The organism is Dietzia sp. 111N12-1 (assembly GCF_001658045.1).
GTDB classification, from domain to species: Bacteria; Actinomycetota; Actinomycetes; order Mycobacteriales; family Mycobacteriaceae; genus Dietzia; species Dietzia kunjamensis.
The window spans coordinates 108,301-121,585 of record NZ_LSSV01000038.1 but is presented as its reverse complement, the minus strand read 5'-3'; the positions used below and the strand labels follow the sequence as shown (position 1 = coordinate 121,585).

The window sequence follows — 13,285 nt, the reverse complement described above, 5'->3', positions numbered from 1 at the left end:
ATGGGGGTTCCGCAGTTGGACCGCACCCAGCGCGAGGTCTACAAGCGGTTCGTCCGCACCGCCGTCGCCTCGCGGGAGGCCTCCGGCGAGGCCGGGCTGGAGGAGTCGCTGCTCGAACTGGTCAACGTGCGCGTCTCGCAGCTCAACGGCTGCGCGGCCTGCCTGGCCACCCACGTGCCGGCGGCCCGCAAGGCCGGGGTCTCCCAGGACCGGCTCGACCTGCTGCCCGCGTGGCGGGAGATCGACGCCTTCGGTGACCCGGAGAGGGCGGCACTACGACTGGCCGAGACGCTGACCCGGCTGGACGACGCCGAGGAACGTGCCGCCGCGATCGCAGCCGCCGCCGACCACTTCTCCGACGAGCAGCTCTCGGCGCTCGAGTGGACGATCGTGCTGATCAACGCCTTCAACCGGGTGTCGATCGCCAGCCACCACCAGCCGACGCTCGAGGACTGACCCGGCCCGGCCGCGGTGCGGGGGTGCGCGGTCAGCTGGTGGCGACCGGGCGGTCAGCGGGTGGCGACCGGCACCATCGCCGCCCGGTCGGAGCGGACGATCTCCTTGCCGAACGGCCACAGCACGTAGGCGGCGATCCGGAAACTCGCGACCCCGAACGGGATCGTGATGATGAGGATGCAGGCGAGGATCCCGGCCAGCACGTAGCCGAGGAACAGCCAGATGCCCGCGGTCAGCAGCCAGATGATGTTGAGGACGAGGGTCAGCACTGCACGCATGGTGCCCACCCTATGCCGGAAGCGGAAGTGGCATCGCAGGGCTACGGTGGGCGGTGTGAGCGATAAGCCGAACGTCAAGACTCTCGGCGAGCTGCGCGCCGCCGGATACACCAGCCGCACCCTCCGGGAGGAGCTGCGCGAGAACCTGCTCGCGGCCCTGGCCGCCGGACGCGATCCGTGGCCCGGCATGCACGGCTTCGACACGACGGTGATCCCTCAGGTCGAGCGGGCGATCATCGCCGGCCACGACATCGTCCTCCTCGGCGAACGGGGGCAGGGCAAGACCCGTCTGCTTCGCACGCTCGTCGGGTTGCTGGACGAGTGGTCGCCCGTCGTGGCCGGGTCCGAGCTGGGCGAGGACCCGCTCGCGCCGATCACCGGACCCACGCGCGAGCGGATCGCCCGTGAGGGCGATGCGCTGCCCGTGCAGTGGCGCCACCGTGACGAGCGCTACGTGGAGAAGCTGTCCACCCCGGACACCTCCGTCGCCGACATGATCGGCGACGTGGATCCCATGAGGGTGGCCGAGGGCCGCCGACTGGGTGACCCGGAGACCATCCACTACGGGTTGGTGCCGCGCGCGAACCGCGGGATCGTGGCCCTCAACGAGCTGCCCGACCTGGCCGAGCGGATCCAGGTGGCGCTGCTCAACGTCATGGAGGAGCGGGACGTCCAGATCCGCGGCTACGTCCTGCGCCTCCCTCTGGACGTGCTGGTGGTGGCCTCGGCCAACCCGGAGGACTACACCAACCGCGGTCGGATCATCACTCCGCTCAAGGACCGGTTCGGCGCCGAGATCCGGACCCACTACCCGCTCGACCTGGCCGACGAGATCGAGGTCGTGCGGCAGGAAGCCGAGCTGACCGCCGAGGTGCCGGACCCGCTGATGGAACTGCTCGCCCGGTTCACGCGCGAGCTGCGCACCTCCGACTCGATCAACCAGGCCTCCGGCGTCTCCGCCCGCTTCGCCATCGCCGGCGCGGAGACCGTCGCGGCGGCGGCCCGACGGCGGGCGGCCGTGCGGGGTGCCGACGACCCGGGTGAGTCCGTGGCACGGCTCGTCGACGTGGACGCCGCCGTCGAGGTCCTGCGCGGCAAGATCGAGTTCGAGCCCGGCGAGGAGGGGCGCGAGACCGAGATCCTGCGGTACCTGCTGCGCATCGCCACGGTGGACGTCGTCCGCGGACTGTTCCGGGGGATCGACATGACCCCGCTGGTCGACGCGTTCGACGGGTCGGTGACCCTCACGACCGGCGCGAGCGTCACCGCCGCCGAATTCCTCGCAGCCCTGCCCGAGCTGTCCGAACCGGGGCTCTACGACGAGATCGCCGACAGGGTCGGGGCGTCCAACGTCGGCCAGCGGGCCGGCGGGATCGAACTCGCGCTGGAGGGGCTCTACCTCTCACGGCGTCTGTCCAAGGAGACCGGGGACGGCGCCGCCGTCTACGGCTGACATCATCTGCGGCGGCCTGGTGCCGCCGGAGCAGGAGGTGCGCGATGTCGCGACCAGAGCCCCGCGCCCGCTACGGGCGATACATCGGCGGGCCGGACCCGCTCGCGCCCCCGCTCGACCTGTCCGAGGCGCTCGACGCGGTCTCCGAGGGCGTCATGGCCGGGTACTCCCCGGAGCAGTCCATGCGGGAGTTCCTCCGCACCGGCGGCCGCGACCAGACAGGCCTCGACGAGCTGGCCGGACGCATCCAGCGTCGACGCCGCGAACTGCTGCAACGGAACCACCTGGGCGGCACCCTCGAGGAGGTCTCCCGGCTGCTCGACGAGGCGCTGCTCGCCGAGCGGGGACAGCTCGCCCGCGACACCGCCATGGATCCGATGGACCGCACCCTGCGGGAGATGACCATCGAGAACCTGCCGGACTCGCCGGCCGCCGCGGTCGGGGAACTCAAGGACTACGACTGGGCCTCGTCCGACGCCCGCGAGGCGTACCGCCGCATCCAGGACCTCATGGGCGCCGAGGTGCTCGACGCCCGATTCGCCGGGATGAAACAGGCGCTGGAGAACGCGACCGACGCCGACCGGGCGGCGGTCTCGGAGATGTTGTCGGACCTGACCGAACTGCTCGACAAGCACGCCCGCGGAGAGGACACCCCCGAGGACTTCCGTGAGTTCATGGACAAGCACTCCGACGCGTTCCCGGAGCAGCCGAAGGACGTCGAGGAGTTGATCGACACCCTCGCCGCGCGGGCGGCCGCGGCCCAGCGGATGATGCGCTCGATGACGCCGGAGCAGCGGGAGGAGCTCATGGCCCTGTCGCAGCAGGCGTTCGGTTCGCCCGAGTTGATGGAGCAGCTGGGCCGGTTGGACGGGCTGCTGCAGTCCCTGCGTCCGGGCGAGGACTGGGACGGCTCGGAGGACTTCGAGGGCTCCGAGGGGCTGGGGATGTCCGAGGGGACCGCGGCCATGGCCGAACTCGGGGACCTCGACCGGCTGGCCGAACAGCTCTCCCGGAGCGACAGGTCCCCGCTGTCCGAACTCGATCTGGAGGCGGTGGCCCGCCATCTCGGGCGCGAGGCGGCGGTGTCCGTGCAGACGCTGTCGCGGCTCGAACAACAGATGCGCGAGTCCGGGTACCTCAGTCGCCGACCGGACGGGGACCTCCGACTCTCCCCGGCCGCGCTGCGCAAACTCGGGAGATCACTGCTCCGCGACGCCGCGCAGCGGTTGTCCGGCCGGACCGGTGCGCGCGAGACCAGGCTGTCGGGGGCCGCGGGGGAGCAGACGGGGTCGAGCCGGGCCTGGGAGTTCGGTGACGTCGAGTCCTGGGACGTGCCGAGGACCGTGGGCAATGCGATCTCCCGGATCGCCGCGGAGGGGGGCGAGACGGGTGCGGGGATCCGGCTCCTGCCCGAGGACATCGAGGTCAGGGAGACCGAGGCGCGGACCCAGGCCGCCGTGGCGCTGCTGGTGGACACGTCGTTCTCCATGGCCATGGAGGGGCGGTGGGTCCCGATGAAGCGTACGGCCCTGGCCCTCCACCACCTGGTGAGTACCCGCTTCCGGCAGGACCGGCTGCAGCTCATCTCGTTCGGCCGCTTCGCCCAGACCCGGACAGTGGAGGACCTGCTCTCCCTGGACGCGCAGTACGAGGCCGGCACGAACCTGCATCATGCGCTCCTGCTCGCCGGGCGGTACTTCCGTGAGCACCCGACGATGCAGCCGGTGCTGCTCATCGTCACCGACGGCGAACCCACCGCTCACCTGCTCAGCGGCGGGGAGCCGTGGTTCGCCTACCCGCCGGACCCCGAGACCATCCGGATCACCGTCGACGAGTTGGACCGGGTCGCCCGCACCGGGGCTCAGACGACCTTCTTCCGGCTGGGCGACGACCCGGGTCTGTCCCGATTCCTGGACGCGCTCGCCCGGAGGGTCGACGGCACGGTGGTGGCGCCGGACGTCGACGACCTGGGCGCAGCCGTGGTGGGGCGGTTCCTGCACTCGCGGCGCGGTCGGCCCTCACCCGGCGACCCGTGGAGCGCCGGCGGTCGCTGGGCGGTGTGACCCACCCCGCCGCTGCCCCGCCGCTGCCCCGCCCCGGCTCTCCGCGAACCACGAAATCCGCTACTCCGAATCGGGATCCGCTACTCGTATCGGAATAGCGGATCCGAATTCCGGGTAGCGGATCCTTGGAGGTGCGGGTCAAGGGGCGTGCGGGGCTCAGGGCATCGGCGCGCCGACCTCGCCGGAGTCGCGGCGCAGCACGCGCAGCGAGTCCACGGCCCGGACCTCGGTGAACTGGCCCGACTCGAGCGCGCGGCAGTAGATCTCGTACGGGGGACGGCCGCCGTCCTCCGGGTTCGGGAACACGTCGTGGATGAGCAGCGCCCCGCCGATCTCCACCCACGGGGCCCAGCCCTCGTAGTCGGCCTGCGCCGCCTCGGAGGAGTGGCCTCCGTCGATGAAGACGAACGACGCGGGCCTGCCCCAGACGCGGGCCACCTGGGTCGACGTCCCCACCGCCGCGGTCACCACGTCGTCGAGCCGGGCGTCCCACATGGTGTGGCGGAACGAGCCCAGGGTCTCCAGGCGGCCGGTGTGGGGGTCCACCAGCGAGGTGTCGTGGTACTCCCAGCCGGGCTGGTGCTCCTCGGAACCGCGGTGGTGGTCCACGGTGACGATGCTGCCGCCGGTCACGCGGGCGGCCGCGCCGAGGAACACGGTGGAGCGGCCGCAGTAGGTGCCGATCTCCACGCCCACACCGTCGCCCAGGAACTCGCAGGCGATGTCGTACAAGGTGATGCCCTCCTCCAGCGGCATGAAGCCGGGGGCGGCGAGCGCTACGGCGAGCAGCGCGGGTTCGATCTCGGGTGCGGTCATGGGTTTCAACCTAGCGCCCGCCCCTCAGCCCTCGGCGCGGCGGGCGGCCTTGCGGGCACGCGCCACGTGCGGGCCCACGACGTTGCCGAGTTTGGTCCCGTTGGGCCAGCCCGCGTAGTAGCAGAGGAACACCACGATCTCCTCCAGTTCCTCGGGCGTCAGCTCGTCGTTGCCGAGCGCCGCCCCCACCTGGATGTCCGCGATGTCGGTGTTGCCCTGGGCCGTCAGCGCCCCCAGGAGCAGCAACCGGCGATCGCGGTGACTCAGGCCCGGGCGGGACCAGATCCTGCCGAACAGGTGGTCCGCGGTCTCGGCGAAGTAATCACCCGGCCCGTCGGACATCTCGAAGCCGTACACCTCGGTCATCATGGCCAGACCGTGCTCGCGCTCCGGGCTCATCCCGGCGTCCGCGGCGTCGCTCATCGGTTCTCCTCGTCGTCGTCGTGGTCGTCGTCGTGGTCTCGTCCGGTCCCGCCCGCATCGCCGGACACGCCGTCGGACGCGCGGACGTCCGCGCGGCGGGCCAGGTCACCCGGCCCGACACCGAACCCGGTGCCCAGGTCGCGCAGCGCGATGGTGCCCAGGGGCAGGTCCACGCCCAGCCGGTCGGCCAGGCCCAGGGCGAGGGACAGGTCCTTCTCGCCCAGGCCACGGACGTGGGTGAACACGCCGTGCCAGAAGTCGTCGGCCGCGATCGGCGCGGTGGTGTCCCGCAGCATCACGGCCCCGGCGCCGCCGGTGATGGCGTCGGTGTGGCGGACCACCCGGCCCAGCTTGGTGATATCGATTCCCGCGGCCTCGGCCAGCCGGGAGGCCTCGGCGGTGGCGGTGAACGAGATGAAGTGCAGGAGGTTGCGGGCCAGTTTCATCCGCGTGCCCGCACCCACTTCCCCGGCGTGCACGGGCATGCCCGCCCACAGCGCGAACACCGGCTTGCACGCCTCGTAGACCTCGCGCGGTGCGCCGACCATCACGGCGAGCTGACCCGATTCCGCCCCCTGCGCGCCACCCGACACCGGCGCGTCCACCAGGTGGACCCCGGCCGCCGCACACACCTCGGCCAGCTCAACAGCCGTCGAGTCGGCGATGGTGGAGTGGACCGCGATCACGGTCCCCGGTGCGGCGGTGCGCAGGATCCCCTCGGGTCCGTCGACGACGTCACGCACCTGGGCGTCGTCCAGCACCGTCACCGACACCAGGCGCGCCGTGCGGGCGACCTCGGCGCCGGTGGCGGCGGCGGTGGCGCCCTCGGCGACGAACGGCTCGGTCGTCTCCGGGCGCACGTCGCACACCACGAGCCCGCCCGGCCAGGCCAGGAGGCGATTCGCGATCGGCGCACCCATGTTGCCCAGGCCGATGAACCCGACCGGCGCGGGGGAGTCGCCGGGACCGCCGGGGCCGATCCCGGGTGCGGGGTCCCGTTCGGGGGCCGGGGCCGGGTCGGGGGTCGAGGCAGGGTCGGCCTCGGCGTGGTGCCCGCTCATGACCGGATGATCTGTCCGCCGTCGACGTTGAAGATCTGCCCGGTGATCCACGACGCCTCGTCCGACAGCAGGAACAGCAGCATCCCCACCAGGTCCTCCGGCTGACCCATGCGCTTGATGGGCAGCTTGTCGACCATCTCCTTGACGATCGACTGCGGGGTCGAGGAGCGGTTGGCCTCGGTGTCGATCGGCCCGGGAGCGATGGCGTTGATGCGGATGTTCGAGCCGCCCAGCTCGGTGGCGAGCTGCTGGGTGAGGCCGTTGACGCCCACCTTGGCCAGCCCGTAGAAGCCCGAGTACAGCCACGCCGCGGTGGAGGACTGGTTGACGATGGCGCCACCGCCGGCGGCGGTCATCTTCTCCCAGCAGGCGCGGACCATGAGCAGCTGACCGTTGAGGTTCACCGACATGAACTTCTCGTAGTAGTCCCACGGCACGGTGATGAGGAAGTCGAGCTTCATGCCGCCGAAGATCGCGGCGTTGTTGACCAGGATGTCCAGGCGGCCGAACTCCTCGACCGCGGCCTCGGCACAGGCGTTGGCCGAGTCGGGGTCGGAGACGTCCGTGTGCTGGAAGACCGCCCGGCCGCCTGCGGCGACGATGTCCGCGGCGACGCGCTCCCCGTTCTCGGTCGACACGTCGGCGACCACCACGTTCGCGCCCTCGGCCGCGAGGGCCTTGGCGTACTCCTCGCCGATGCCGCCGGCGGCTCCGGTCACGATGGCGGTCCTACCGTCGAAACGTCCCATGTCGTGTGTCTCTTCCTGTCGGCGTGGTGATGCTGGATGGGGTGGTGCTGGTGAGTGGTGCTGGTGAGTGGTGTGGGGCCAGGTGCCGGGCCAGGTGCCGGGCCAGTGGTGCCGGGTGCCCGGGCTCTCCGGTGCTGTCCCGGGTTGTCCGGGGCCTCAGGCCGGGGTGGCGACGGACTTGATCTCGAGGTACTCCTCGAAGCCCTCGCGGCCCATCTCGCGGCCGATGCCGGACTGCTTGTACCCGCCGAACGGCACGTCGGCGCCGTACCACTGGCCGCCGTTGACGCCGAGGGTGCCGGTGCGGATGCCGGCCACGACCTTCTCGATCCGCTCGGGGTCGGTGCCCCACACGGCTCCGGACAGCCCGTACGGGGAGTCGTTGGCGATGCGGATCGCGTCGTCGTCGCCATCGTGGGGGATGACCACCAGGACGGGGCCGAAGATCTCCTCCTGCGCCACGCGTGCCGAGTTGTCGAGACCGGAGATGAGGGTCGGCTCCACCCAGAACCCGCGCTCCATGCCCTCGCCGGTGGGGCGGCCGCCACCGATCTCGATGGTCCCGCCCTCCTGGCGCGCCAGGGCGATGTAGCCCTCGATGCGCTCGCGCTGGACGGCGGAGATGACCGGGCCGCAGAAGGCGCCCGGGTCGTTGGGGTCCTTCGGCGCGAACGCCGCCATGGCGCCCTTGGCCGCCTCGACCGCCTCGTCGTACCTCTCGCGGGGCACGACGAGGCGGGTGGTCAATGCGCAGCCCTGTCCGGCGTGCGTACACGCGTTGAGGGCGGTCATGAAGCACGCCGAGTTCAGGTCGGCGTCGTCCAGCACGACCGCGGCGGACTTGCCGCCGAGCTCGAGGAAGACCTTCTTCAGCGTCTCGGCGGCGGCGGCCATGATCTTCTTGCCGGTCGCGGTGGATCCAGTGAAGGAGACCAGGTCGACGCGAGGATCGGTGGTCAGCTGTTCGCCGAGGCCGTGGTCGGACGACGACACCACGTTGAGTACGCCGGCGGGGATGTCCGTCTCCTCGGCGGCGATCCGGGCCACGGCCGCGGCGATGAGCGGGGTGTCGGGGGCGGGCTTGAGCACCACTGTGCAGCCGGCGGCCAGCGCGGGGCCGATCTTGGCGAAGTTGATCTGGTTGGGGAAGTTCCACGGGGTGATGGCCCCGACGACGCCGATCGCCTCGCGCCGGGTCGAGCGGTTGGAGCGCACGCCCATGATCTCGGACTCCCCGAGCTCGGTGACCCACTCGTAGGCCTCCACCAGGTCGGCGAGCCAGCCCAGGTCCGCGACGGGCCCCTCCAGCTGGGGGCCGGTCGTGAACATGTGGGGCGCGCCGACCTCGGCGATGGTCAGTGCCCGCAGCTCCTCGATGTGTCCCTGCAGTGCGTCGCGGAGCTGGCGCAGGCACCGCGCACGGAACGCGTGGTCGGAGGACCAGTCGGTGGTGTCGAACGCGGTGCGCGCGGCGGCGATGGCCGCGTCCATGTCCTCGCGCCCGGCGTCGGCGGCCCGGCCGATGACCTCCTCGGTGGCGGGGTTGAGGACGTCGAACGTGGCGCCCCCGGTCGCGGGTCGCAGCTCACCGCCGATCAGCAGGGGGGCGGTGTCGGTGATGCTCGTCGTCACTTCGGAGCCTTCCGTCGTGGTGGGTCGATTCAGGGGTGGATCGATACAGAGGTGGATCGATCCAGAGTGGGTGGACAGCTGTCTAGACGATAGTCCGGACGGTGGTGTACTGTCCAGACACATGTCCAGTGATCTTCGGTTCGAATCGACGCGGCGCAGGCTCAACGGCCAGCAGGCCGAGACCGTCGACCGCCTGACCAGCGCGGCGGTCGAGGTACTGCGGGAGAAGGGTCCGGGAGGCCTGGCCGTCCGTGCCGTGGCCGCCAGGGCCGGCGTCGCACCGGCGACCGCCTACACGTACTTCTCCTCCAAGGGCCACCTCATCGCGGAGGTGTTCTGGCGGCGTCTGGACGACCACGTGACCGAGGCCGCCGACGGTGGCTCCACCGCCGACCGGGTGGTCGCCGTGTTGCGCGACGTCGCGCTCCTCCTCGCCGACGAGCCCGAACTGTCGTCGGCCGTCACCGCCGCCCTGTTGGGTGACGACCCCGAGGTATCCCACCTCCGGGTCCGGATCGGCGCCGACATCCGACGTCGCCTCGTGGCGGCGTTGGGGGAGCGGAACGACGACGAGGTGGTCCAGGCGCTGGAGATGGTCTACGCCGGGGCACTCGTCCGGGCGGGCATGGGCTACGGCTCCTACTCGGACATGGCAGACGCGATCGAATCCGCGGCACGACTGATCCTGAGGTGACACCCGAGATGACCACCGCGACGCCCGCTCCGCTCGTGTTCAGCCCGTACGACTACGCGGTGCACGAGGATCCCTACCCGTTCTACGCCCGTCTCCGCGCGGAGGCGCCCGTCTACCACAACCCGGACCTCGACTTCTGGGCGCTGAGCAGGCACGCGGACGTCCGCGAGGCGTTCCGCGCGCCGGACGTGTTCTCCAACGCCATGGGGGTCTCGCTGGACCCCGCCGCGTACGGTCCGCACGCCTACAAGACGATGTCCTTCCTCGCGATGGACGATCCCCGCCACGCCCGCCTGCGCAAGCTGGTGAGCAAGGGGTTCACCTCCAGGCGCGTGGACGCCCTGTCCGAGGGGATCTCGAGGATCTCGCGGCAGTACTGGGACGAGTGCCTGGCCCGGTCCCGCGACGGGGAGACCGTCGACTTCGTCGACGACTACGCGGGCAAGCTGCCCATGGACGTCATCTCGGATCTCATGGGCGTACCGGAGGTCGACCGGGCCGAACTGCGTCGGCTGGCCGACCTCGTCATGCACCGCGAGGAGGGCGTGCAGGACGTGCCGGAGGACTCCATGGTGGCCGCGCTCGACCTCATCACCTACTACCAGGGGATGGTCGCCGAGCGTCGCACCGCCCGGACCGGGGACCTCACCTCCGCACTACTCGACGCCGAGATCGACGGTGAGAAGCTGGACGACGACGAGATCCTGTCCTTCCTGTTCCTCATGGTGGTGGCCGGCAACGAGACCACGACCAAGCTGCTGGCCAACGCCCTGTTCTGGGGCCACGAGTACCCCGGGCAGTCGCGGGCCGTGCTCGACGATCCCGCCCTGGCGCCGGCATGGGTGGAGGAGACGCTGCGTTTCGACACCTCCAGCCAGATGGTCCTGCGCACCACCACGCAGGCCGCCACGGTCCGGGGCGTCACCATCCCCGCCGACCAGAAGGTCCTGTTGCTCATCGGGTCCGCGAACCGCGACGCGGAGGTCTTCGACAACGGGGACACGTTCGATCTCGCGCGGGACACCACGGCGAGCCTGAGTTTCGGTCAGGGACCCCACTTCTGCCTCGGCGCGCACCTCGCCCGGCTCGAGGGCCGCATCGCGCTGGACATGATCGCCCGCACGATCACCGGCTACGAACTGCTCCCCGGGGCCGAGCGCGTCCATTCCTCCAACGTCCGCGGCTTCGCCCATCTGCCCATGCGGGTCGAGGTGGCGCGCTGATGAGCCTGCGGTTCCCGTCCCACCCGGACGCCTCCGAACGTCCCGCCCTGGTCACCGGCGCCTCCTCGGGCATCGGCCGCGCGAGTGCCGAGTCGCTCGCGGCACTCGGGCACCCGGTCGTCGTGGGCGCGCGCCGCGCGGATCGGCTCGACGACCTGGTGCGCACCATCCGCGAGTCCGGAGGCGAGGCCACGGCCCGGGCGGTCGACGTCACCGACGCCGACTCCGTCGCCGGGTTCGTCGCCGCGGCCGCCGATGCATACGGCCCCGCAGAGGTGCTCATCTCCAGCGCGGGGAGCCTGAAGATGGCGCGGGTCTGGGAAATGGACCCGGACGACTTCGCCGCCCAGCTCGACATCCACCTGCTCGCCGTCCACCGCCTGTTGCACGCGGTTCTGCCCGGCATGATCGACCGCCGCCGCGGGGACGTCGTGCTCATCGGCTCCGACGTGGCCTACACGGCCCGGCCGCGCTCTGGCGCGTACGTGGCGGCCAAGGCCGGACTGGAGACCATGGCCAAGCAGGCCCGCCGGGAGCTCGAGGGCACAGGAGTGCGGCTCGGCGTGGTCCGGCCCGGTCCGGTGATGACCGAGATGGGTACGGACTTCGACCAGGACACGGCCGAGGCCGTCATCAACGAATGGGTCAGGCACGGATTCGGTCGTCATCCCCGGATGTGCAAACCTGCCGACCTCGCGCGCGGGGTCACCGCCATGGTGTCCATGCCCCGCGGCGCCCAGATCACCGAGCTGGAGATCCAGCCGGAGGCCCCCATCGAGGAGGACTACTCGTGACCAGCATCGACAGTTCCACCGACGAGCCCACCGACTTCTCGGGGCTAAACGAGCCGCAGTGCGTGTCCGGCGGAGAGGGCGGACTCGGCCACATGGACGAGTTGCGCACCGACCCGATCAGCCTGTTCTGGCGGGTCCGGGAGGAGTGCGGCGACCTGGGCGTGTTCCGGATCGCCGACCGCGACATCTGCCTGGCCTCGGGTGCCGCCGCGAACGAGGCGTTCTTCCGGGCCCCCGACGAGGCGCTGGACCAGGCGGCCGCCTACCCCTTCATGACCCCGGTGTTCGGTGAGGGCGTCGTCTTCGACGCCAGCCCCGAGCGCCGCTCGGAGATGCTCCACAACACCGCCCTGCGCGGTGACCACATGCGCCAGCACGCCGTCACCATCCCGCACGAGGTCCAGCGCATGGTGGCCGAGTGGGGCGACGAGGGCGAGATCGACCTGCTCGAGTGGTTCTCCGAACTCACCATCTACACCTCGTCGGCGTGCCTCATCGGCCCCAAGTTCCGCGAGCAGCTCGATTCCCGGTTCGCCCACCTGTACCACGACCTGGAACAGGGGACCGACCCCCACGCCTACATCGACGCCTACGCCGACATCCCCGCGTTCCGCAAGCGTGACGCGGCCCGCGCCGGGCTGGTCGAACTCGTCTCGGCGATCATGGACGACCGCGTCGCCAACCCGCCCGCCGACAAGGAGGACCGGGACCTTCTCGACGTGCTGGTCTCGGTGAAGAACGACGACGGCACGCACCGGTTCACCCCGGACGAGGTCACCGGCATCTTCATCTCGATGATGTTCGCCGGGCACCACACGACCTCGGGGACGAGCGCCTGGCTGCTCATCGAACTGCTCAATCATCCCGAGTACCTCTCGCAGGTCGTGGCGGAACTCGACGAGGTCTACGCGGACAGTGCCGAGTACAGCTTCGGCGCGCTGCGGCAGATGCCCAAGGTGGAGAACGCCCTCAAGGAGACGCTGCGGCTCCACCCGCCGCTCATCATCCTCATGCGCGTCGCCCAGGAGGACGTGCGGATCGGGGACTACGTCGTCCACGCCGGCCAGACCGTCGCCGCCTCGCCGGCGGTGTCCAACCGGCTGCCGGTGGACTTCCCCGACGCGGATGCGTTCGACCCGGACCGCTACGCGGAACCGCGGCAGGAGGACATCGTCAACCGCTGGACCTGGATCCCCTTTGGTGCCGGCCGGCACCGCTGCGTGGGGGCGGCATTCGCCCAGCTGCAGATCAAGGCCATCTTCTCGGTCCTGTTGCGGGAGTTCGAGTTCGAGCTCGCCCAGCCGGCGGAGAGCTACCACAACGACCACTCGAAGATGGTCGTCCAGCTGGCCCAGCCGTGCACCGTCCGCTACCGGAGGAGGCGTCGCTGATGGGCGGGGAGTCGCCGATGCGGGTCGAGGTCGACTTCGACCTGTGCCAGGCCCACGCCGAGTGCCAGGCCGAGGCGCCCGAGTGGTTCACGGTGCCCAAGGGGCCCGAGGCGAAGGTACGGGCCAAGCGGGGCCGGATACCCGCCAGCCAACTCGAGGCCGTCAAGGCCGCCGTCAAGTACTGCCCGACACAGGCGCTGCGCCTGGTCGACACCCCAGCCCCGACGCAGGAAAGCCCCAGGAGCGAGTGAC

At 71.0% G+C, this 13,285-nt stretch carries 13 protein-coding genes and 1 pseudogene; 8 read left to right on the top strand and 6 right to left on the bottom strand.

Annotated elements, in window-relative coordinates; translation table 11 throughout:
- Positions 1-456: a carboxymuconolactone decarboxylase family protein gene (locus tag AYO52_RS10410; protein ID WP_067716774.1), complete on the top strand. Its 456-nt coding sequence runs from the start codon at positions 1-3 to the stop codon at positions 454-456.
- Positions 457-539: 83 nt separating this feature from the next.
- On the opposite strand, the pseudogene AYO52_RS10405 reads toward AYO52_RS10410, so the two are convergent.
- Positions 540-734, bottom strand: a pseudogene (locus AYO52_RS10405) (YccF domain-containing protein); the annotation flags it as partial.
- A 46-nt stretch (positions 735-780) separates the two neighbouring features.
- Between AYO52_RS10405 and AYO52_RS10400 the strand changes: the two are divergent.
- Together AYO52_RS10400 and AYO52_RS10395 are read left to right on the top strand one after the other, a co-directional pair.
- The gene (locus AYO52_RS10400) at positions 781-2,187 is read left to right on the top strand and encodes a sigma 54-interacting transcriptional regulator (protein WP_082923932.1); all 1,407 of its coding nucleotides are present in this window, start codon (positions 781-783) and stop codon (positions 2,185-2,187) included.
- A gap of 44 nt (positions 2,188-2,231) precedes the next feature.
- Positions 2,232-4,250: a VWA domain-containing protein gene (locus AYO52_RS10395; protein WP_067716769.1), complete on the top strand. Its 2,019-nt coding sequence runs from the start codon at positions 2,232-2,234 to the stop codon at positions 4,248-4,250.
- A 156-nt stretch (positions 4,251-4,406) separates the two neighbouring features.
- On the opposite strand, the gene AYO52_RS10390 is transcribed toward AYO52_RS10395, so the two are convergent.
- The 5 genes from AYO52_RS10390 to AYO52_RS10370 all read right to left on the bottom strand — a co-directional run bounded on the left by AYO52_RS10390 (position 4,407) and on the right by AYO52_RS10370 (position 8,931).
- Positions 4,407-5,066 carry a class I SAM-dependent methyltransferase gene (locus tag AYO52_RS10390; RefSeq protein ID WP_067716767.1) on the bottom strand — a complete coding sequence of 220 codons (660 nt, stop codon included), beginning with the start codon at positions 5,064-5,066 and terminating at the stop codon, positions 4,407-4,409.
- A 24-nt stretch (positions 5,067-5,090) separates the two neighbouring features.
- Positions 5,091-5,489, bottom strand: a complete 399-nt coding sequence (locus AYO52_RS10385; RefSeq protein ID WP_253702067.1) for a carboxymuconolactone decarboxylase family protein — start codon at positions 5,487-5,489, stop codon at positions 5,091-5,093.
- Entirely contained in the window at positions 5,486-6,550 is a 1,065-nt protein-coding gene (locus AYO52_RS10380; protein WP_067716765.1) for an NAD(P)-dependent oxidoreductase, read from the bottom strand. Before AYO52_RS10380 ends, AYO52_RS10385 begins: the two co-directional genes overlap by 4 nt.
- Positions 6,547-7,299: an SDR family oxidoreductase gene (locus AYO52_RS10375; protein ID WP_067716762.1), complete on the bottom strand. Its 753-nt coding sequence runs from the start codon at positions 7,297-7,299 to the stop codon at positions 6,547-6,549. Before AYO52_RS10375 ends, AYO52_RS10380 begins: the two co-directional genes overlap by 4 nt.
- 156 nt (positions 7,300-7,455) lie before the next feature.
- On the bottom strand, positions 7,456-8,931 hold the full coding sequence (locus AYO52_RS10370; RefSeq protein ID WP_067716759.1) for an aldehyde dehydrogenase: 1,476 nt from the start codon (positions 8,929-8,931) through the stop codon (positions 7,456-7,458).
- Positions 8,932-9,052: 121 nt separating this feature from the next.
- Here AYO52_RS10370 and AYO52_RS10365 point away from each other — a divergent pair, with 121 nt between their 5' ends.
- From AYO52_RS10365 to AYO52_RS10345, 5 genes are all read left to right on the top strand, one after another.
- Positions 9,053-9,625 carry a TetR/AcrR family transcriptional regulator gene (locus AYO52_RS10365; protein WP_067716757.1) on the top strand — a complete coding sequence of 191 codons (573 nt, stop codon included), beginning with the start codon at positions 9,053-9,055 and terminating at the stop codon, positions 9,623-9,625.
- An 8-nt stretch (positions 9,626-9,633) separates the two neighbouring features.
- Complete coding sequence (locus AYO52_RS10360) at positions 9,634-10,848, top strand: cytochrome P450 (RefSeq protein ID WP_067717010.1); 1,215 nt, start codon at positions 9,634-9,636, stop codon at positions 10,846-10,848.
- Positions 10,848-11,642 (top strand): SDR family oxidoreductase, encoded by a 795-nt coding sequence (locus AYO52_RS10355; protein WP_067716754.1) that lies wholly within the window; start codon positions 10,848-10,850, stop codon positions 11,640-11,642. Before AYO52_RS10360 ends, AYO52_RS10355 begins: the two co-directional genes overlap by 1 nt.
- A 92-nt stretch (positions 11,643-11,734) precedes the next feature.
- Positions 11,735-13,033, top strand: coding sequence for a cytochrome P450 (locus AYO52_RS10350; protein ID WP_172812147.1), 1,299 nt, complete (start codon positions 11,735-11,737; stop codon positions 13,031-13,033).
- Complete coding sequence (locus AYO52_RS10345; RefSeq protein ID WP_371517603.1) at positions 13,033-13,284, top strand: ferredoxin; 252 nt, start codon at positions 13,033-13,035, stop codon at positions 13,282-13,284. Before AYO52_RS10350 ends, AYO52_RS10345 begins: the two co-directional genes overlap by 1 nt.
- The last annotated feature ends 1 nt before the right edge of the window (position 13,285 follow it).

Bases quoted from the DNA above. Each gene is read 5' to 3' on its own strand.
- AYO52_RS10375 (WP_067716762.1), bottom strand. From the start codon at position 7,299: ATGGGACGTTTCGACGGTAGGACCGCCATCGTGACCGGAGCCGCCGGC.
- AYO52_RS10395 (WP_067716769.1), top strand. From the start codon at position 2,232: ATGTCGCGACCAGAGCCCCGCGCCCGCTACGGGCGATACATCGGCGGG.
- AYO52_RS10345 (WP_371517603.1), top strand. From the start codon at position 13,033: ATGGGCGGGGAGTCGCCGATGCGGGTCGAGGTCGACTTCGACCTGTGC.
- AYO52_RS10385 (WP_253702067.1), bottom strand. From the start codon at position 5,489: ATGAGCGACGCCGCGGACGCCGGGATGAGCCCGGAGCGCGAGCACGGT.
- AYO52_RS10355 (WP_067716754.1), top strand. From the start codon at position 10,848: ATGAGCCTGCGGTTCCCGTCCCACCCGGACGCCTCCGAACGTCCCGCC.
- AYO52_RS10380 (WP_067716765.1), bottom strand. From the start codon at position 6,550: ATGAGCGGGCACCACGCCGAGGCCGACCCTGCCTCGACCCCCGACCCG.
- AYO52_RS10390 (WP_067716767.1), bottom strand. From the start codon at position 5,066: ATGACCGCACCCGAGATCGAACCCGCGCTGCTCGCCGTAGCGCTCGCC.
- AYO52_RS10410 (WP_067716774.1), top strand. From the start codon at position 1: ATGGGGGTTCCGCAGTTGGACCGCACCCAGCGCGAGGTCTACAAGCGG.
- AYO52_RS10365 (WP_067716757.1), top strand. From the start codon at position 9,053: ATGTCCAGTGATCTTCGGTTCGAATCGACGCGGCGCAGGCTCAACGGC.
- AYO52_RS10350 (WP_172812147.1), top strand. From the start codon at position 11,735: ATGGACGAGTTGCGCACCGACCCGATCAGCCTGTTCTGGCGGGTCCGG.
- AYO52_RS10360 (WP_067717010.1), top strand. From the start codon at position 9,634: ATGACCACCGCGACGCCCGCTCCGCTCGTGTTCAGCCCGTACGACTAC.